The organism is Rubrivirga halophila, assembly GCF_046845755.1.
Lineage (GTDB): Bacteria > Bacteroidota > Rhodothermia > Rhodothermales > Rubricoccaceae > Rubrivirga.
Window position 1 is genome coordinate 3,545,175 of record NZ_CP177357.1, and the last position, 18,440, is coordinate 3,563,614.

The 18,440-nt window shown below is 74.1% G+C and carries 16 protein-coding genes; 11 read left to right on the forward strand and 5 right to left on the reverse strand.

Annotated elements, in window-relative coordinates:
- Position 1 precedes the first annotated feature (1 nt).
- The 3 genes from ACLIRP_RS15480 (at position 2) to ACLIRP_RS15490 (ending at position 2,614) form a co-directional block, all read left to right on the forward strand.
- Positions 2-253, forward strand: coding sequence for a hypothetical protein (locus tag ACLIRP_RS15480; protein ID WP_412061368.1), 252 nt, complete (start codon positions 2-4; stop codon positions 251-253).
- A 145-nt stretch (positions 254-398) separates the two neighbouring features.
- Positions 399-1,094 (forward strand): esterase/lipase family protein, encoded by a 696-nt coding sequence (locus tag ACLIRP_RS15485; RefSeq protein WP_412061369.1) that lies wholly within the window; start codon positions 399-401, stop codon positions 1,092-1,094.
- 65 nt (positions 1,095-1,159) lie between these two features.
- Positions 1,160-2,614, forward strand: coding sequence for an alpha-L-fucosidase (locus ACLIRP_RS15490; protein WP_412061370.1), 1,455 nt, complete (start codon positions 1,160-1,162; stop codon positions 2,612-2,614).
- 6 nt (positions 2,615-2,620) lie between these two features.
- On the opposite strand, the gene ACLIRP_RS15495 is transcribed toward ACLIRP_RS15490, so the two are convergent.
- On the reverse strand, positions 2,621-4,648 hold the full coding sequence (locus ACLIRP_RS15495; protein WP_412061371.1) for an ATP-binding protein: 2,028 nt from the start codon (positions 4,646-4,648) through the stop codon (positions 2,621-2,623).
- Between the two features lie 229 nt (positions 4,649-4,877).
- Between ACLIRP_RS15495 and ACLIRP_RS15500 the strand changes: the two genes are divergently transcribed.
- The 5 genes from ACLIRP_RS15500 (at position 4,878) to ACLIRP_RS15520 (ending at position 11,965) form a co-directional block, all read left to right on the forward strand.
- Entirely contained in the window at positions 4,878-7,091 is a 2,214-nt protein-coding gene (locus ACLIRP_RS15500) for a DUF4331 family protein (RefSeq protein ID WP_412061372.1), read from the forward strand.
- Positions 7,092-7,196: 105 nt separating this feature from the next.
- On the forward strand, positions 7,197-8,549 hold the full coding sequence (locus ACLIRP_RS15505) for a tetratricopeptide repeat protein (protein WP_412061373.1): 1,353 nt from the start codon (positions 7,197-7,199) through the stop codon (positions 8,547-8,549).
- A 2-nt stretch (positions 8,550-8,551) separates the two neighbouring features.
- Complete coding sequence (locus ACLIRP_RS15510) at positions 8,552-9,130, forward strand: hypothetical protein (RefSeq protein ID WP_412061374.1); 579 nt, start codon at positions 8,552-8,554, stop codon at positions 9,128-9,130.
- A 139-nt stretch (positions 9,131-9,269) separates the two neighbouring features.
- A complete protein-coding gene (locus tag ACLIRP_RS15515) occupies positions 9,270-11,570 on the forward strand; it encodes a TonB-dependent receptor (RefSeq protein WP_412061375.1) in 2,301 nt (766 codons plus the stop codon).
- Positions 11,571-11,617: 47 nt separating this feature from the next.
- The gene (locus tag ACLIRP_RS15520) at positions 11,618-11,965 is read left to right on the forward strand and encodes a hypothetical protein (RefSeq protein WP_412061376.1); all 348 of its coding nucleotides are present in this window, start codon (positions 11,618-11,620) and stop codon (positions 11,963-11,965) included.
- Between the two features lie 28 nt (positions 11,966-11,993).
- On the opposite strand, the gene ACLIRP_RS15525 is transcribed toward ACLIRP_RS15520, so the two are convergent.
- The 3 genes from ACLIRP_RS15525 to ACLIRP_RS15535 all read right to left on the reverse strand — a co-directional run bounded on the left by ACLIRP_RS15525 (position 11,994) and on the right by ACLIRP_RS15535 (position 14,761).
- A complete protein-coding gene (locus tag ACLIRP_RS15525; RefSeq protein WP_412061377.1) occupies positions 11,994-12,557 on the reverse strand; it encodes a zf-TFIIB domain-containing protein in 564 nt (187 codons plus the stop codon).
- Positions 12,558-12,632: 75 nt separating this feature from the next.
- On the reverse strand, positions 12,633-12,926 hold the full coding sequence (locus tag ACLIRP_RS15530; RefSeq protein ID WP_412061378.1) for a DUF721 domain-containing protein: 294 nt from the start codon (positions 12,924-12,926) through the stop codon (positions 12,633-12,635).
- Between the two features lie 56 nt (positions 12,927-12,982).
- Positions 12,983-14,761: a hypothetical protein gene (locus ACLIRP_RS15535; RefSeq protein WP_412061379.1), complete on the reverse strand. Its 1,779-nt coding sequence runs from the start codon at positions 14,759-14,761 to the stop codon at positions 12,983-12,985.
- Between the two features lie 181 nt (positions 14,762-14,942).
- Between ACLIRP_RS15535 and ACLIRP_RS15540 the strand changes: the two genes are divergently transcribed.
- From ACLIRP_RS15540 to ACLIRP_RS15550, 3 genes are all read left to right on the forward strand, one after another.
- A complete protein-coding gene (locus ACLIRP_RS15540) occupies positions 14,943-15,671 on the forward strand; it encodes a type II CAAX prenyl endopeptidase Rce1 family protein (RefSeq protein WP_412061380.1) in 729 nt (242 codons plus the stop codon).
- A gap of 266 nt (positions 15,672-15,937) precedes the next feature.
- A complete protein-coding gene (locus ACLIRP_RS15545) occupies positions 15,938-16,093 on the forward strand; it encodes a hypothetical protein (protein WP_412061381.1) in 156 nt (51 codons plus the stop codon).
- 75 nt (positions 16,094-16,168) lie between these two features.
- The gene (locus tag ACLIRP_RS15550) at positions 16,169-16,624 is read left to right on the forward strand and encodes an SRPBCC family protein (protein ID WP_412061382.1); all 456 of its coding nucleotides are present in this window, start codon (positions 16,169-16,171) and stop codon (positions 16,622-16,624) included.
- Positions 16,625-17,061: 437 nt separating this feature from the next.
- On the opposite strand, the gene ftsZ is transcribed toward ACLIRP_RS15550, so the two are convergent.
- Positions 17,062-18,363, reverse strand: coding sequence for a cell division protein FtsZ (gene ftsZ / locus ACLIRP_RS15555; protein WP_412061383.1), 1,302 nt, complete (start codon positions 18,361-18,363; stop codon positions 17,062-17,064).
- Between the last annotated feature and the right edge of the window lie 77 nt (positions 18,364-18,440).

The window sequence follows — 18,440 nt, forward strand, 5'->3', positions numbered from 1 at the left end:
AATGATCGAAGCGTACCGGCTCGTTACCGCAAGCGATGTCTCGGGGCGAGATGGTCTCGGCCTCGAACTCTGGGACGACTCCGAGATGATCGCGGAGGTCTTTCGCACCGACGCGACCGGCGTCCTTTCGGCCTCGGCATATCGGACCGACCTTCCGCTCGTGCTCGTGGAGGAGTTCCTCGACGCCGCCCGTCACCGGCTGGCAGTTGAGTCTGAGGACTTGGGCTCTCGGGCCTCCAACACCACGCGATAGAGCGGCCCTCCGTTCGGGCGCGTGTGTCCAACGCTGACGCTACCCACCGGCTGTCGCGAGCCGGGTGTCCTCTTCCTGCCCGGCCCCGTCACGGACTGGTGCGATCGTACCAGACCGACCGGCGGCGGGCCCCGTAGGGTGCGGCATGACCGTCCGCGTTCTCGCCCTCGCCGCCCTCACGCTCGCGGGCTGCGCCAGCACCCGCCCCGAGACGCCCGCGCGCGACCTCGTCGTGCTCGTCCACGGCATGGGGCGGACGCCGCTGTCGATGGCGCCGCTGGCGATCGCGCTCCAGCGCGCCGGGTACCGCGTGCTCAACGTCGGCTACGACAGCCAGCGGCCGGGCGTCGCCGAGATCGGGGCGGCGCTGGGCGACCGCGTCGCGCGCGAGCTGGCGGCCGAGCCCGCACCGCGCGTCCACTACGTGGGCCACAGCCTGGGGACGGTCGTCATCCGGTGGCACCTGCTCCACGACCCGCCGCCCGGGGCGAGCAGGGTGGTGATGCTGGCGCCGCCGAACCAGGGCGCCGCCTCCGCCGACCGGTTCGCGGCGCTGGTCGGGTGGGCGCTCCCGCCGATCCGCGAGCTGGGCGCGAGCGGCGGGACGGCCGCCGAGCTGGGGCCGCTGCCCGACGTGGCCGTCGCCGTCGTCGCGGGCGACCGGGACGGCAAGGTGGCCGTCGCCGAGACCTGCCTCGACGGCGCCCAGCACCGGGTCGTGCCGTCGGGCCACACGGCGCTGATGTGGCGGCCCCGCGTGCTCCGCCTGGTCCGCGGCTTCCTCGACACGGGCGAGCTGGCGGGCGCCTCGGACGCCGCGTGCACCGACGAGGCGGGCTAAGCCCCGCGACTTGACGGCCCCTCCTTCTGCACACGGATACATTGGATACACATCTATCTCTCCCTATGCGCGCGCCCCTCCTGCTGCTCGCGCTCGTGCTGGCGTCGTGCTCCGGAGACACGCCACTCGGGCCCGACCCACTCCCTCCGCCAGCGGCGCCGCCGCCCGTCTTCGCGTCGGCGCCGATCCCGCCGGTCTACCCGGTCCCGAGCCCGGCCCAGCTCCGGTTCCAGCGGATGGAGACCAACGTCTTCATCCACTTCGGCATCAACACGTTCACCAACACCGAGTGGGGCGACGGGACCGACGACCCGGCCCTGTTCAACCCGACGGCGCTCGATGCGACCCAGTGGCTCCGCATCTTCAAGGAGACCGGATTCAACGGGGTGCTTCTGGTGGCCAAGCACGTCGACGGGTTCCACCTGTGGCCCACCCCCTTGTCCGACTACACGGTGGCGCAGAGCCCGTGGCGCGGCGGCGACGGCGACCTCGTCCGCGAAGTCGCGGAGGCGACCCGGGCCGCCGGGCTCGAGCTCGGGCTGTACCTGGCGCCGTGGGACCGTCGCCACCCCGACTGGGGGACGCCGCGCTACAACGACTACTTCGTGGCCGCCATCAAGGACATCATGGGCTGGGACAACACGGGCATCGGCTCGCTGTACCAGGTCTGGTTCGACTACGGGCACGACCAGACGATCGTGACGCCGGAGCAGCTCGAGACCTACGACCGCTTCCGGTGGATCCGAGAGGTCCGCCTGCACCAGCCCGGCGCCGTCATCGCGCCGGAGTGGGACGCCTTTTTTCCCGGCAACGAGGACGGCGTCGCGCCCGAGACGAACTGGTCGGTGCGGGACGACTTCAACCTGTGGGCGCCCTTCGAGTGCGACGTGACGCTCCGCTCCGTGCGGAGCTGGTACTGGCACCCCCAGGACGACCCCAAGCCGCTCGACGACCTCGTCGAGATCTACTTCACGTCGGTCGGGCGCGGGTGCGTGCTCACGCTGGCCGTGGCGCCGGACCAGCGAGGGCTCATCGACCCTGAGGACGAGGACCGCCTCCGCGAGTGGCGGGCGGCCCTCGACGCCATGTTCGACGACGACCTCGCCCGGCACGCGGCGGTGACGGCCTCGAGCGTCCGGCCGGGCTCCGACGGCTGGGCGGCCGGCGCTGCCGTCGACGGCGACCCGGACTCGTTCTGGGCGGCCGAGGCCGACACGGGGTGGATCGAGGTCGACCTCGGGGCGCCGCAGACCGCCAACGTGCTCGAACTCGCCGAGCCGATCCGCTACGGCCAGCGGATCGGCGCGTTCCGGCTGGAGGCCTGGGACGGCACGCGGTGGCAGACGGTCGCCGAGGCGACGACGGTCAACTACAAACGGCTGCTCCGTTTCCCGCCCGTCACGGCCCGGCGCTGGCGGGTCGTGGTGGACGAGGCGCGGGCCGCCCCCGCCCTCAGCCAGGTGGGTCTGTACGACGCCTCCGCGTGGGCGCCCGTGTGGGCCGCTCGCGGGAGCCGGTAGGCCTCCCTATCCGCCCGTCTCGGCCCGCCACAGCACGTCGACGACGTGGTCGACGCCGCGGCCGAGGTGGCGGCGGAAGGTGCTAAAGGGGAGGTCGAGCCGCTCGGCGGCGACGGCCTGGGTAGGCGCCGGGTGGAGGTACGTGAGGTCGAGCGCGCGGAAGTAGGGCCGCTCGCGGACGCCGTCGGCCAGCTGGCGGGCTGCCTCCGACAGCAGCGTCTGGAGCGCCTCGACGGGGTCGCCGCCCCGCTCGCGGACCACGCGGGCCTGCGCGAGCGGGCTCTCCGCCAGCCGGTGCGGCCGGGCGTACGCCCGGAGCGCGTCGCGGACGGCCTCGGCAAAGTCGTCCTTCGACAGCACCACGACGGCCTCGCGGGCCGGCGGCGGCGGCGGCTCGGCGGGCGACCGGGCCGCGAGCGCGTCGAGCCAGGCGTCGGGCGGCGCGGCGCGCCAGTCCTTGCCGAACGCCGCCGCCCCCCCGTCCGCCTCGGCCTCCGGCCACCGCGCCAGCCCGGCGATCGCGAAGACGGGCTCCCACAGGTCCGGCTGGGTCGTCAGCAGGACCGACGCCGCCAACCGAGGCGTGGTGAGGTAGCACTCGACGGTCCGCGCGAAGACCAAGCCCTGCACGGCCGAGACGCCCTGCCCGGCGTCGGCGTCGAGCCACGACCGGAACAGCAGGCCCCGCTCGTCGGCGCGGAGCTGAGGGCGGACGGCGGTGCAGGCCGCCGCGGCCACCGGGTCCGCCGCGCACTCGTCGTCGGAGAGCTCGTCGAGCGGCAGCGTGAGCAGGAACCCGGCGGGCACGCCGCGGAGCGTGCGGAAAACCACGGCCGCCTCGGGACGGGCCGCGAGCCAGCCCCCGACGGCCTCGGCCTCGGCCTCGCCGTGGTGACGCGCGACCATCGCGCGGAGGGCGACCGCGTCGCCGTCGCGGAGCGCCGTGGCCCCGTCGATGGCCGCGTCGGCCCAGGCCGTGCGCAGGCTCTGCAGAAGCGGGCCCGCGATCGGGTGGTGGCGGTAGAGGTGGAGAAAGTCGCCCAGGATGATGCGCCGGGCGTCCTCGGTCGGCGCGCGGCGGAGCGCGTCGGCATACACGCGCCGGGCGCGGGCCGCGAGCGCCGCGTGGCGGGCCGGGTCGCGCCAGCCGACATCCGCCTCGACCGTCTCGCGGACCACGTCGTGCAGGCGGACGCCCCCGGCGTCGGAGGTCGAGAAGGTGAGGTCGCGGAGCCACGCGAAGTGCGCCTCGGCGTCGGTTGCGGCGTCGTCGAGGAGCGACTCCAACACGGGGACGGTCACCGAGCGGACGACGGCGGCGGCCTCCAGCGCTGCCCGGTGCGCCGGCGTCGGGACGGCCTCGACGAACCGCGTGAGCAGGTCCGCGAGCAGGTCCGGCGCCTGGGCGGGGTCGAACGGGCCGGCGTCCGGCTGGCGGGCCTGCTCGGCGGCGAGCGCGAGGGCGAGCGGGTGGCCGTGGGTGAACGCGAGCACGGGCCCGTGCGCGGCCTCGGGGACCCCCCGCGCCGTGAGGTAGTCGCCCGCCTCGTCGGCGTCCAGGTTGCGGAGCCGGAAGGTGGCCGCGGCGCCCGCGTAGTCGGCGTGCCACTCCGGCGCGGGCCGGTCGCGCCCGGCGATCACGACCATGTCGCCGGCGCCCAGGCTGGGCACGAACGCGCGGCGGAGCCACGCGTCGAGCGCGGCGATCCGCTCGAACGTGTCGACCAAGAGGACGCGCGGCCCGTCGCCCGCCGCCGCCAGCGCCGCCTCGGCCGCGCGCGCGAACGCCGCCGGCGACGGGTCGACGTCGCGCCCGTCGACGCGGGCGACGCCGCGGCCGGCCGCCGCCGCCAGCCGCGCCGCCTCGTCGAGCAGCGCCGACTTGCCGATCCCGCCCGGCCCGTAGACGTGGGCCACGACGAACGCGGGGTCGTCGGACCCGAACGCCTCCGCCAGCCGGGCCTGCTCGGCCGCGCGCCCCACGAACTGATCGCGGCGACGGGCGCTCAGTCGGTCGGCCAAGGTCGGGGTCATGGAATTCCTGATACTCTGCAATGACGAAACGGTGATTGGCTCGGCGTTATAGGACACCCTGACGCCACGGTCAGGGGCTCTCCTACACAAGTGAGCACTGGATGAGCAACCTATGGACTTCTCCTCGGCTACGGCATCCCCCTTTCTTGGAGATCCATCCACTCCCCCCTCCCCCCTCTTCGACATGAGCCCCTTACGTACCCTTTTGGCGGGTGCAGCCACGGCAGGTTTGATCCTGACCGCCGGCCTGCTCGCCCCGCCCACGTCCGACGCCTCCAGCCACCGCGAGGCCCCGCTGATCGCCGACGACCCGCTCGCCGACAACACCGACGTCTACGCCTACCGCGACCCCAACGATGACGAGAGCGTCATCATCGTCGCCAACTACATCCCGCTCTCGCACCCCGAGGGCGGCCCGAACTACAACCACTTCGGCGAGAACGTCCGGTACGAGATCCACGTCAAGAACCAGACGTCGGCCGGCGCCCTCGGCTCGGCGACCGACGACATCACCTACCGGTTCACGTTCGAGCGCGTCAACGAGGACCCGTCGACGTTCTTCAACATCCGCCTCGGTGCGGAGAACATCAACACGAGCTACACGCTCGAGCGGAGCACCGACGGCGGCGCCTCCTTCCAGACGATCGTGACCGACGGCGCCACGCCGCCTGCCAACATCGGCCCGCGCTCGATCGAGTCCGGCGCCGGCCTCGGCACCAGCTACGACGCCCTCGTCTCGTCCGCCATCACCACGGCCTCGACCGGTGAGACCGTCTTCGCCGGCCCGCGCGACGACCCCTTCTTCGTCGACCTCGGCGGCGTCTTCGACTTGGGCGGCATCCGCCAGACGTACTGCGAGGACATGTCCAACCCGGACTGCGCCCGCGACGCCGTCGCCGGCTACAACACGCACGCCCTCGTGCTGAAGGTGCCGATCTCGACGCTCCAGAAGGACGGGATGGACGCGGCCGACGCCGACAACATCTTGGACCCGAACTACGTCATCGGCGTCTGGGCCTCGGCTTCGCGCCCCCAGGTGACCACGCTCTCGAACGACGGCTCCGCGCCGACGGCGAGCGGCCCCTACGTCCAGGTCTCCCGTCTCGGCATGCCGCTGACGAACGAGGCCATCATCCCGATCGGTGAGAAGGACCGGTGGAACTACATCTCGCCGTACGACGCCGAGGAGCAGGACTTCATCGAGTACTTCGCCAACCCCGAGCTCGGCCTGTACATGGGCAACGGCGCCTTCGGCCCGGCCGTCCCCGGCTTGTCGGAGGACCTCGTGATCCAGCAGAACTCGCTCGCGGGCGTCTTCGGCGACCTCGACGGCGACGGTAGCGAAGGGTTCAACTTCAACACCAACTTCCCGGGCGCCGTCGAGGACTCCGACGGCGTCTACGACATCGTCGAGGCCATCGTGGCCGGCGACGTCGACGCCTCGTTCGTGGCCGGCACCGCCTTCGACGACTCGGTCGCGCCGCTGCGCCCGCTCGGCGACGACTCCGTGACGGCGCTCGCCGGCAACGACCAGCCGCGTCTCGTGGACATCTTCCCCATCTTCTACTTCGGCGTGCCCAACCTCGCGCCGTACCAGCTGGTGACCGGGAAGACCGACGGCAACCCCCTCACCGAGGGCAAGCCATTCATCCACAACTTCCTCCCGATCACCCAGACGCCCGACGGCGGCCTGTGGGGCGGCGACATGCTCCGCCTCAACATGGCCACCCCGACGACGGACCGGTCCTCGGACGAGTTCGACGACTGGGCCCGTCTCGGCCTGATCCGCGCGGCGGCCATCGGCCTCACCGTGCCGGACTTCGCCAACACGGACCTCGAGTTCATCCCCCACATGGACGGCTTCCCGAACGGGCGCCGCCTGCAGGATGACGTGACCGGCATCGAGCTCCAGGCCGTTGGTGGCCTCGTGCTTACGGCCGTCGGCCTCCTGGAGGACGACTACACCGGCGCCGACTACTCGGGCGCGCTGATCACCAACCGGGTGCTCCAGGAGCTCGACTTCACGGCCGGCCCGGTCAAGAACGACGTCGAGTTCATGGACGCCTTCCCGTACCTCGCGACGCCGTTCCGCGGCTACGACTACGTGCGTGACCAGATGGCCGACGCCCCGGACGCCACGTTCGGCACCTCGGGCCGGATCGGCGTGGGCGCCCCGCAGGGGATGCTCCTCAACCAGAGCTTCCCGAACCCGTCCGCCGGTTCGTCGACGGTCCGGTTCCAGCTCGCCCGTCCGGGCGCCGTGCGGATCGACGTCTACGACGTCCAGGGCCGCCGCGTCCAGACGATCGCCGACCGCCAGTTCCAGCCGGGCGCCCACGACCTCCCGTGGGACGCCTCGTCGCTGGCGGCCGGGACGTACCTGTACCGCCTGATGGTCGACGGCGAGCTCGTCGCCACCAAGCGGGCCACGGTCGTCCGCTAGCGCAGTAGGTCTTCGCCGGCGCCCGCGCCGGCCGACCCGTGGGGGGGCGGAGCTTCGCGCTCCGCCCCCCTATGTTGTTTATCCAGCTTCCGAGACTCCTCCCTCATGTCCTCCCGTACCGCCCTCTTTCTCGCCATCGGCCTGGTGATCGTCGCCGTCGGCGTCGTCGCCTACCAGTGGTCGTCCCGGCCCGAGCCCGCGCTCCCCGACGACCACGCCCAGATCGCCCCCGGCGACACCTTCGACGACGCCGCGACGGCCGTCGACTACTACCGCGCCCTGCTCCGCCGCGAGCCCGAGTCCGTCGACGCCCGCATCCGGCTCGCGCACGCGCTCCTCCAGCTCGGGACCGAGCGCGGGACGCAGGCCGAGACCATCCCCGAGGCACGCGAGCTGCTCGCCGAGGCCGTCGCGCGCGACCCCGAGACCCTCTACGGCCGGTCGCTCCAGGCCTCGCTGTTCAACGTGCTCCACCGCTTCGAGGACGCCCGCGACGTCTCGCGCGGCATCCTGGCCGACTACCCGGTCAACGCCTACGCCATGGGCACGCTCGTCGACGCGCTCGTCGAGCTCGGCGAGTACGACCAGGCCGTCGAGGCGTCGGACAACCTGCTGGCGCTCAAGCCCGGCCTGCCCGCGTACTCGCGCGCGAGCTACCTCCGCGAGCTCCACGGCGACACCGACGGCGCCATCGCCGCGATGCGCCTGGCGGCCGACGCCGCCGTCGGCGGCCGCCCCGAGCGCGCCTGGGCGCTCCACCACCTCGCCGGCCTCTACCTCGGCGACGCCAAGCCGGACACGGCGGCGTTCATCTACACCGGCATCCTGGACGAGAAGCCCGACTTCGCCCCCGCCCTCGCCGGCCTCGGCCACGTGGCGCTCGTCAAGGGCGACGCCGACGAGGCCGTCCGCCTGCTGGAAGAGGCCCGCGCGCTCCAGCCGCTCGAGATGATCGACGAGCTGCTGGTCGAGGCGCACCTCGCCGCCGGCAACGAGCGCGCCGCCGAGGCCGCCGCCCAGCGCGTCCACGCCGCCCTGCTGACGGCCCGCGGCTTCGGCGAAGTCGTCGACATGGAGGAGGCCGACTTCCTGGCCGACCGCGACGAGGACCTCGAGCGCGTGCTCCGGCTCGCGCGCGAGCAGCAGGCCCGGCGCCCCGGCCACCTCCACGCAAACGAGACGTTGGCGTGGGCCCTTTACAAAACCGGCGACGCCGCCGCGGGCATCCCCTACATCGAGCGCGCCATGCGCCTCGACACGGGCGACGCGATGGTCCACTACCGCGCCGCGCGGATCTACGACGCCGCCGGCGACGCGGCCGAAGCCGCCCGCCACCTCCGCGCCGCCCTCGACGGCGGGCTCGCGGTCGAGAGCCCCAGCACGGCCGCCGAGGCCCGCACGCTCATGGCCTCGCTCGATGGCGGGACCTCCGTCCGCGCCACCAGCGCAGCCCGATAGCCATGGCCCGCCCCATCCCTGCGACCCGCCCCGCCCGCGCCCTCCGCGCGGCGCTGGTGGGGTTCGTGGTGGTGGGGTACGGGCTCGCGCTCGGGGCGACGGCCCCGGGGCAGGGTTTGGCGATTCTCCCCCACCTCCTCCTCGACCACCACGGCCACGCCCTCGTCGCGCCGACCCTGGTGGACGAGCCACGAGCGGACACGGTGATCCCGACGCTCCGGCCCGAGTCCCACGCGCACGACGCGAGGCACCACACGCACCGACAGGGCGGCGAGGCCCACACGCACGACGGCGTGCCCGAGACCGCCCCCCGTGAGACGTGGCGGACGCTCCGCGCGACCGCGCCGCCAAGCGCGGCGGGATGGCACGCCCACGGCGACGACGTCCACAGGCACATCTCGTCGGAGCCCGACGCGGGGCCCGAGGCCGTGATCGCGGTCGCCCTTGACGACCACCGGCCGGCGATGGCGCCCGCCCTCCCACCGGCGGCCGCCACACCCGCCGACCTCGGCGCCCCCACGACGACCATGGTCTCCCACCAGATGTCGGTCGAGACGCCCCCGCCGATCGGGCAGGGCTGAGCCCCGTCCGCTTGCGAGCGGAGGGGACGAACCGGCCGGAGCGAGGTGCTCCGGCCCCGACGCCGGGCGACACGCCCGGCGTCTCCCCTGTGCCCGGCGCCCCGGGCACCTGCCCCTTCTTTGCCCCCTCTCTCGACCGATGCCCCTCTCTCGTCGCCGCCACGCGCGGCTCCTCGCCCTCGTCTGTCTCCTGCCCGCGAGCGCCCTCGCCCAGGCCGTCGGCTCCGTCACCGGCGTCGTGCTCGATGCCGACACCGGCGCGCCGCTGGCGGCCGCCAACGTCGTGCTCCCCGCCCTCGACCGCGGCGCCGTCGCCGACGCGGACGGCCTGTTCCGCCTCGACGCCGTCCCCGCCGGCGCCCGTACGCTCCGCGCCTCGTCCGTCGGCTACCGCGACGCCGAGCAACGCGTCACCGTCGAGGCCGGCGCGACGACGCGCGCCGTGCTCGTGCTTTCGCCCGCCGACGCCGGGCTGGGCGAGGTCGTGGTCGAGGGCCGCGCTGTGAACCTCGTCGGGACGGCCGGGAGCGCCTCCCAAGGACTCGTCGGCCGGGCCCAGCTCGCGCAGCGACCGCTGCTCCGCGTCGGCGAGGTGCTCGAGACCATCCCCGGCGCGATCGTGACCCAGCACAGCGGCTCGGGCAAGGCGAACCAGTTTTTCCTGCGCGGCTTCAACCTCGACCACGGCACCGACTTCGCCGCCTCCGTCGAGGGCGTCCCGCTCAACCTGCCGACGCACGCGCACGGGCAGGGCTACCTCGACCTCAACTTCCTGATCCCGGAGCTGGTCGACGAGGTGGCCTTCGCCAAGGGCCCGCAGGGCGCCTCCGGCGGCAACTTCTCGACGGCCGGCCGCGCCGACATCCGCCTCAAGCGCCGCCTCGACGCGCCGCTCGTCCAGGCCGAGGCGGGCTCGGACGAGACCGCCGCCGCCCTCCTCGCCGGCTCCACCCCGGTCGGCGACGGGACGCTCCTGGTCGCCGCGCGCGGCCAGGTCACCGACGGCCCCTGGGTCAACCCCGAGAACGGGACGCTCGCCAGCGGCATCGCCCGCTACTCCACCGGCACCGACCGCAACGGCCTCTCCCTCACGGCGCTCGCCTACCACAACGACTGGGACGCGACCGACCAGATCGCCGCCCGTGCCGTGCCCGACCTCTACGACCGCCTCGACACCGTCGACCCGACCGTCGGCGGCACCACGAGCCGCGCCACGCTCGTCGGCCGCTGGGCGCGCACTTCGCCGACGGGGACCGCGACTCGGGCGACGGCCTACGCGGCCACCTACAGCCTCAACCTGTTCTCCAACTTCACCTACTTCCTCGACGACCCCGTCCGCGGCGACCAGTTCGAGCAGGAGGACCGCCGCGTCTACGGCGGCGCCGACCTCGCCCACGACTGGCGGATCGCCGGCCTCGGGCGGAGCAGCCGGATCACCGTCGGCGCCGGCCTCCGCCACGACCAGATCGGGGGCGTCGGGCTCTTCCGCACGGACGCCCGCGAGCGGATCGGCACCGTCCGCGACGACGCCGTCGCCGAGACGAATGGCAGCGTCTACGGCGAGGTCGAGACGCGCTGGACCGAGGCCGTCCGCACCACGCTCGGCGTGCGCGTCGACGCCTTCCGGTTCGACGTCGCCAGCGACCGGGCCGCCAACTCGGGCACCCGGACGGCGGCGCTCGCCAGCCCCAAGGCCGGCGTCGTGCTCGGGCCGTGGGCCGACACGGAGCTGTACCTCAACGCGGGCCTGGGCTACCACAGCAACGACGCGCGCGGCACCGTCATCACCGTCGACCCCGCCTCGGGCGCGGCCGTGGACCCCGTCGACCCGCTGGTGCGCACGCGCGCCGCCGAGGTCGGCCTCCGCACGGCCGCCGTGGACGGGCTCCAGTCGACTGTCTCGCTGTGGGCCATCGGGCTCGACTCCGAGCTCGTCTTCGTCGGCGACGCGGGCGGGACGGAGGCCAGCGACGCCAGCCGCCACGTCGGCGTCGAGTGGGCCAACTACCTCGTCGCGACCGACTGGCTCCAGCTCGCCCTCGACGTGGCCCTCACCCGCTCGCGCTTTCTCGACGTGCCTGAGGGCGAGGACCGGATCGAGAACTCGCTCGGCCGCGTGGTCACGGGCGGCGTCTATCTCGGCCGCCCCGACGGCTGGATGGCGAGCCTCCAGGTCCGCCACCTCGGCCCGCGCCCGCTCACCGCCGACGGCGCCGTCACGGCGGCGGCCTCCACCCTCCTCGGCGCCAAGGTCGGCGCCCGCGTCGGCCGCGTCGCGCTCTCGGCCGACGTGCTCAACCTGCTCGACTCGGAGGCCGCCGACGTGAGCTACTTCTACGCCTCCCGGCTGCCCGGCGAGCCGGCGGCCGGCGTCGACGACCTCCACGCCCACCCGGTCCCGCCGCGGAGCGTCCGCCTGACGGCCGCCGTGCGCCTGTAGCCCGGCGCCCATCGACGGGTCCGACAACGCCCTCCTCCCTCCCCCTCATGCACACCCTCCTCTCCCCTCGCCTCCACGGCGTCGTCGACTACGTCGCCGTGGCGCTGTTCGCGCTGGCACCCTCGCTCCTGGGCCTCGACGGGCTCGCGGCCACGCTCAGCTACGCGCTCGCCGTCATCCACCTGCTGATGACGCTGGCGACCGCGTTCCCGCTCGGCGTCGCCGCGCTCGTGCCGTTCCGGCTGCACGGGACCGTCGAGCTGGCCGTCGGCGCGGCCTTGGTGCTCGCGGGGTTTTTCGCCTTCGACGGCGCCGCCCAAGGGTTCTTCGTTGCGATGGGGGCCGTGATCCTGGCCGTCTGGGCCGCGACGGCCTACGACGGCGAGGGCGCCTGACACGACGGCCCGGAGGCGTCGGCGTCCGCTACGCCGGGGCCTCGGGCCGCTCGCCCACGCGCGCCAGGATCACGTGCCGCGCCGGATGCGCCCACGCCCACTCGCGGAAGGCGTCGATGCGGTCGAGGTCGTCGGCGCCGATCTGCTCGCGCAGCCGGCCCGTCCGGTGCCGCTCCGCGTCGGCGTCCTCGAGCGCGCGTTGCCACGCGTCGCTGACGATGGCCGGGAGCTGGTCCAGCAAGCCGGACTCGACCGTCGCCTCCCACTCGCTCCCATCGAACCAGACGCCGTGGCACGAGCCGCAGCGGTCGAGCCAGAAGCTGGCGGGGTCGCCGACCCGGTAGCGGCTCATGATGTGGCCGTCGTCGGGGCACCGCTTGGGCGCCTTCACGTCGCCGACGGCGTCGGCCGGGGGGATCGGCGCGTCCGCGCGCGCGGCCGAGTCGTGCCCCTCGCGCCAGGCGGCGTAGAGGTCGGACGGCAGAAAGCGGCCGTGCCCGGCCGGGCACCGGAAGCCCTGCAGGTCGGGGCCCTCGTCGTCGACCAGAAGGGTGGCGGGGACGAGGGCGTCGGCGCAAAGCGGACAGGTCATCGCGAGCGGGAAGGGACGGGCGCGCAACGTACCCCTCCGACCCCCCGAAGAGATCAGGCTGTCCCTCGTCTGCGACTACCGGAAGACCACGTCGTCCACGACGACTCCGCCCAGGTGCTCGTTCATCCGGTCGCGCCAGGCCTCGCGCTGGAACTGGAGCTGGTGCCGCCACGCCGCCGAGCGGACCTTGACGTGGAGCACCCCGTGCCGCATCCAGATCTGCTCGGACTGCTTGGCGATGTCCTCGCCCACGACCGCCGGCCACGCCTCGACCGCCCGCGCCGCGTCCAGCCGCTCGCGGTAGCCGTACCGCTCGACGAGGTCGGACAGGACGGCGCCGAGGCGCTGGGGCTGGTTGGTCGAGGCCATGCCGCAAGCTAGGCTCGCGGCGCTCGCGCTGGATGAAGGCCCGGCCCGAGCGCGCCCTACCCGCGCGTCGCGAGGTGCCACAGGAAGCCCAGCTCGTCGCTCGACGTGAGGGCGAGCGCCACGAACCCGGCCACCGCCAGCAGGAACGGCAGCCCGTACCCGACCAGCACGGCACGCGTCGGCGGCGCGTACGTCACGGCCTGCAGGTCCCACATCATCCGGTACCCGGCCACGACCTCGATCAGCACGCCCAGGCCCAAGAACGTCGGCGCCAAGAGCGTCGCCAGCCCGGCGTCGATGCTGCCCAGCAGGAGCGAGACCACCATCAGCGGGAGCCACGCCCACCGCGGCCACACCGCCAGCGACAGCGCCTGCGCCGGGCGGATCCGGCGGCGCCCGGAGATCACGAACAGCCAGATCACGTTGAGCAGCAGCCACGCGCCGTACGCCACCGCCAGCAGCGTCACCAGCAGCATCGGCCGGCCCAGCAGCCCCGTCAGCCGCGCCTGCCCGTCGAGCGTCCACGACGCCGTCGCGGCCACGAGCGCGTCCGTGCGGCCGAGCGCGCGGAGCGCCGACGTCCCCACCACGCCCGCCGACGCGGCCAGCGCGACGACCAGCCCCGTGGTCTCGAACGCCGACAGGTCGAACCCGCGCTGGACCGCCTCGCGGTACAGGTCGCGGCGGCCGAAGTAGCGCGGCGCCAGCGAGGCCAGCCGCGGCGCGCCGGCGTAGAACCCGCCCAGGCCCAGCACCAGCAGCCACCCGATCACCAGCAGCGGCGACGCCCGGCGCTCCTGCCGCGCCCCGCTCCCCGCGTCGAACGCGAACACGCGCTGGCGACCGGTCCAGAACCCCGACGCCACGTCGAACGACGGGCGCGGCGCGTCGTCGTCGCCGAGCAGCCCGAACCGCGTGCCGGTCACCTCCGCCCGCTGGTCGCGCTCGACCACGTCCGCCGCGGCGTCGCGCCAGCGGTACACGAACGCGGCGACCGGCGGCCGGTCCAGCGTCATCAGCGCCGCGAACGCGTCCTCCAGCGCGCGCGCCTGCGCCGCCTCCGTGCCGACCGTGCGCCACCCGCCCGCCTGCCCCGGCCGCACGCCCGTCCCGAACGACGCCAGCCCGACCGGCGTGTCGCGCGCCGCCCGCCACCGCCGCAGCGTCTCGACCGGGTCCGCGTCGCGCGCGTCGAGCAGCACGATGTCGGCCGCCTGCGCCGCCCGGTCGTCGCGCGGGAAGCGGCTCACGTAGTACGTCTGCGTCCCCGGAGCCCCGCGCTCGTGCGCCAGCTCCGTCAGCGCCTGGAGGTAGGCCCGCGCCCGAGGGTCGCTCGTGTCGCTCGATCTCACCAGCCCGAAGTGCCGCGCCGCCCGGTACGGCCGCGCCCGGTCCAGCGCGCCCGCCAGCAGGGCCCCCGCCTCCGTTGTCCGGCCCACGAGGAACGCCGCCGGCAGCCCCTCGACGGGCAGGTCCTGCCACAGCGACATCCCCAACAGGCTCGCGGCCTCCAAGACTGTCGTGTCCTCGACCAGGTCGGTCCGCACCTGGCGCACGCCCGCCCGGTACATCGCCACCAGATCGGCAATCGCCGCCTCTGTCTCGGCGGGCGCCGTCCACACCACGCCCGCGAGCGCGCGGTCGACCGGCGCGAACGGCACGCGGCGCGCCGTCGAGTCCGCGAGCGCGGCGCGGACGGGCGCCAGCGGCCCGCTGTCGACCGCGACGCGAGCGGTCGTGTCGGCGGCGACGGAGTCGGCCGGGGCCGGGGTCTGGGCGGCGAGCGGCGCGGCGGCGAGCGCCAGCGCGGCGAGCAGGAACGGCAGGCGGGACAACGGCAGAGAGGCGACGGTGGGGGCGTACGCGCGCCGGCCCGCCGCGTTCGCCCCCGCGCCATTCCCCCTCGGCGTCCGGCGGAGGGGGGATCCGGCACGGCCTCTACATTTGGGGGACCGGACCCCGATGGCCACCTCGCCCGTGGTCGCAAGGACGGGTCCCCGCGTTCCGGACACCCTCATGCCTCCCGACCCCGACGCGCCCACGCTGACCCGCCGGGGGACGTGGGCCGCGGGCGTCGACCCGTGGGCCGTCGGCGCGACGTGGCTGCTGGTCCTCCTCGCGCTCACCTCCCTTGAATCCCAGGGCCCCGGGCTCGCGAGCCTGGTCGGGGGCGGGCTGCTCGGGGCCGTCCTCGTCGGGACCGGATTCGTGGCGGCGGCGCGCACCCGGCGGCTCGCCCCACGGAGCCCCGCACAGCGGACCCGCCTCGCGGCCGGCGCCCTCCTGCTGGGCGTCGCGGTCGGCGCGATGAACTTGGGGGCCAACGTGGCGATGGGCGCCTCCGCCCCGGAGATCCAGGCCCTGCTCCGCGCGCACCTGGCCGACCCACCGTCCTGGGCCCGACTCGCGGCGGTCGCCGTCGTCGAGGAGGTCGCGTTCCGCCTCGTCCTGATGAGCGTCGTCGCCTGGGGCGTCTCGCGTCTCACGCGCCGGCCCCGCACCGTCTTCCTGGCTGCGCTGGCCGTCTCGGCGCTCCTGTTCGCCGGGGCCCATCTCCTGGGGAGGCCGATGCCGCCCGCCCCAGCGATGGCCGCCCTGTACACATCGGGGGTCCTCCTCAAGAGCGGCCTCGCGGGCCTCGTCCTCGGCGGAGTGTTCTGGCGCTGGGGCCTCCCCTACGCGATGCTGTGCCACCTCGCGGCGAACGGGCTCCACACGCTGCTGGAGCCCGTGCTGTTCGCCTGACTCACCCCGCCTCGGCCCCGACGCGGCCCGGCCTGGCTGGCGGCCTCCCGGGCGCGCCGTTCCCCTCCTAGACAACGCAACGCACTCCGGACCCTGCGCAGGCGGGGGCCCCAGCCAGAAGGGACGAGGCGTGGTGGATCACTCAGCGTGCGGACATCAAGGCTAGGCCCCCCACCCTCGCCGACGGCATTCGGGGCCTCACGCCTGCCGCCGTCGCCCAGGGCCTGGCCGCCGTCGAAGCCGCCCGCGCCGCCGAGCACGCCCAGGTGAAGGAGACCGGCGAGGCCCAGCGCGCCACCGTCACGCGCGACGCCGCCGCCCGCGCCGTGCGCGTCCACGCCGGCGAGCTCGCCACCGTCGCCAAAGTCGCCCTCGCCGATGCCCCCCAGCTCCGCGAAGTCCTCGGCCTCCGCGAGCGCTAGCCCCCGCGCAGTGTTGGTCCGGCGCAACGAACATCGGGCCGGGCCGTAGCCGCCGCCCCACCCCCCGCTGTGCTCATGGACGTCAACCGAGAGGCCCCCGCCATCGCTGCCGCCGAGGCCTACATCGACGCGCCGCCGTCCGTGGTGTGGTCGGTTCAGAGCAATCTCCGCGAGTGGCCTGCATGGAACTCGGATGTCGCCTCGCTGGACGTCGACGGCCCGCTCGCACCCGGGACCGAGTTCAAGTGGACGTCGGGTGGGACGCCGATCCGCTCGACGATCCAGGAGGTCGAGCGGGAGCGGCGGATCGGCTGGACGGGCCGGGCCCCGCTCGGCATCCGCGCCGTCCACACATGGACGTTCACGCCGGAGGGGGATGGGACGCGCGTTCGGACGGAGGAGTCGTTCGAGGGTCTCCTCGTGCGGCTCTTCGTGGGCCCGATGCAGAAGATGCTCGACGGAGCCCTCGGGAGAAGTTTGTCGGCCTTGAAGACAGAAGCCGAGCGGCGCTCGGAGCGTGGCGCGGCCTAACTCGCCGCTGTCGGCCGGCACCGGGCGTCCACGCGCTAGGATCGTCCAGACCCCCCGCTCGGACACGCGCACGGTGCGCCAACCCTGGACCGCTGGCATAGCGCGTCCAAGCTGTCCCCCTTGCCAAGGGGGACAGCCTGAGCGCCCTTGAGCGAAGCGATGGGCGCCCAGGCGGGGGGTCTGCCGAGCACCGCCCGTCGCCTGCGCCGTTCTCAGCGAGCGCCCTCCCGCCCGCCCGCTCGCGCCACTCCCCCACCGTCCCGCCCGGACACGAGGAGGCCCCGCCGGGCGGAGAACCGGCGGGGCCTCAGGACAGCCCTGGCGAAGCTGTCCGGGGGGAGTCTCGTGAGCCCCTCGACCCGAGGGTAGGGGCGCACCTGTGACAGGGGTCGGTCAGCGCGGGCCGCGCCCGGGAACGTTCGCCCGGGCGCCCCGCACTAGTCCATCATGCGGCGCAGGAAGGCCGGCACGTCCGTGTCGTCCTTGTTGATCCGCTCGCGGCGCGGCACGTCGGACGTCGGCAGCGGGCGGATGTTGGCCGGCCGGGCCGCCGAGCCCGGCGCCTGCTCCGTCCGCGCCGTCGTCTCCGACTCGTCGCGCACGCGCTCGGCGGGGCGCTCCGGGTGCGGCGTGCCCCGGCGCTCGAACGCCGGCTGGTCGAGCGACTTCAGGTTGTCCTCGCCCTTGTAGTGCGGCGAGCCGTGGCTGTGGCCCAGGATCACGCTCGGCCGCTCCATCACGGCCTCGGCGTCCGCCGGGCGGCCGTCGTTGTCGAAGCCCGTCGCGATGACCGTCACGCGGAGCGCGTCGCCGAGCTCCTCGTCGATGACGGTGCCGAAGATGACCTCGGCGTCGTCGCCGGCCTCCTCCTGGATCACGCCCGTCGCCTGCGTCGCCTCGCGCACGCCCAGGTTGATCCCGGCCGTGATGTTGACGAGCACGTTGCGGGCGCCGCGGATCGAGATCCCGTCCAGGAGCGGCGACGAGATGGCCTCCTTGGCCGCGCGCTCGGCGCGCTTCTCGCCCGTCGCCACGGCCGACGACATCAGCGCCGTGCCGCCGTCGAGCATCGTCGTCCGGATGTCGGCAAAGTCGAGGTTGATCAGGCCGTGGACCGTGATGAGCTCCGAGATCCCGCGCGTGGCGTTGTACAGCACGTCGTCGGCCATCTCGAACGCCTCGACGAGCGTCGTGTCGTCGTCGGCCACGTCGAGCAGCCGCTCGTTCGGGATGATGATCAGCGTGTCGACCACCTCCTTGAGCTGCTCGATCCCCTGCTCGGCCATCTTGGACCGCTTGCGGCCCTCGGCGTTGAACGGCTTCGTGACGACGGCCACGGTCAGGATGCCCATCTTCTTGGCCAGCGCCGCCACGACGGGCGCCGCGCCCGTGCCCGTGCCGCCGCCCATGCCGGCCGCCACGAACACCATGTCGCAGCCGTCGAGCGCCGCCTCGATCTCGCGCTGGCTCTCGGTCGCCGCTGAGGCGCCGACGCTCGGCCGGGCGCCGGCCCCGAGCCCCTTGGTGAGGTCGCGGCCGACCTGGATCTTGCTCGGCGCCTGGTTGGCCGTGAGCGCCTGCGCGTCCGTGTTGATCGCCACGAACTCGACGCCGCGGATGCCCTTCAAGAGCATGTTGTTGACGGCGTTGCCGCCGCCGCCGCCCACACCCACCACGCGGATGAGGGCCGTGTCTTGCGCGTCGTCGTCGAAGGAGAATCGGGTGCTGAAGTCGTCCATGATAGATGCCCTAGGGGGCGTGTGTGTCGCCAGTGTGTGTTGCGGTGGCGAGACGACCGGTAAACTACCGGCTCCGC

Bases quoted from the DNA above. Each gene is read 5' to 3' on its own strand.
- ACLIRP_RS15480 (WP_412061368.1), top strand. From the start codon at position 2: ATGATCGAAGCGTACCGGCTCGTTACCGCAAGCGATGTCTCGGGGCGA.
- ACLIRP_RS15485 (WP_412061369.1), top strand. From the start codon at position 399: ATGACCGTCCGCGTTCTCGCCCTCGCCGCCCTCACGCTCGCGGGCTGC.
- ACLIRP_RS15490 (WP_412061370.1), top strand. From the start codon at position 1,160: ATGCGCGCGCCCCTCCTGCTGCTCGCGCTCGTGCTGGCGTCGTGCTCC.
- ACLIRP_RS15495 (WP_412061371.1), bottom strand. From the start codon at position 4,648: ATGACCCCGACCTTGGCCGACCGACTGAGCGCCCGTCGCCGCGATCAG.
- ACLIRP_RS15505 (WP_412061373.1), top strand. From the start codon at position 7,197: ATGTCCTCCCGTACCGCCCTCTTTCTCGCCATCGGCCTGGTGATCGTC.
- ACLIRP_RS15510 (WP_412061374.1), top strand. From the start codon at position 8,552: ATGGCCCGCCCCATCCCTGCGACCCGCCCCGCCCGCGCCCTCCGCGCG.
- ACLIRP_RS15515 (WP_412061375.1), top strand. From the start codon at position 9,270: ATGCCCCTCTCTCGTCGCCGCCACGCGCGGCTCCTCGCCCTCGTCTGT.
- ACLIRP_RS15520 (WP_412061376.1), top strand. From the start codon at position 11,618: ATGCACACCCTCCTCTCCCCTCGCCTCCACGGCGTCGTCGACTACGTC.
- ACLIRP_RS15525 (WP_412061377.1), bottom strand. From the start codon at position 12,557: ATGACCTGTCCGCTTTGCGCCGACGCCCTCGTCCCCGCCACCCTTCTG.
- ACLIRP_RS15530 (WP_412061378.1), bottom strand. From the start codon at position 12,926: ATGGCCTCGACCAACCAGCCCCAGCGCCTCGGCGCCGTCCTGTCCGAC.
- ACLIRP_RS15540 (WP_412061380.1), top strand. From the start codon at position 14,943: ATGCCTCCCGACCCCGACGCGCCCACGCTGACCCGCCGGGGGACGTGG.
- ACLIRP_RS15550 (WP_412061382.1), top strand. From the start codon at position 16,169: ATGGACGTCAACCGAGAGGCCCCCGCCATCGCTGCCGCCGAGGCCTAC.
- ftsZ (WP_412061383.1), bottom strand. From the start codon at position 18,363: ATGGACGACTTCAGCACCCGATTCTCCTTCGACGACGACGCGCAAGAC.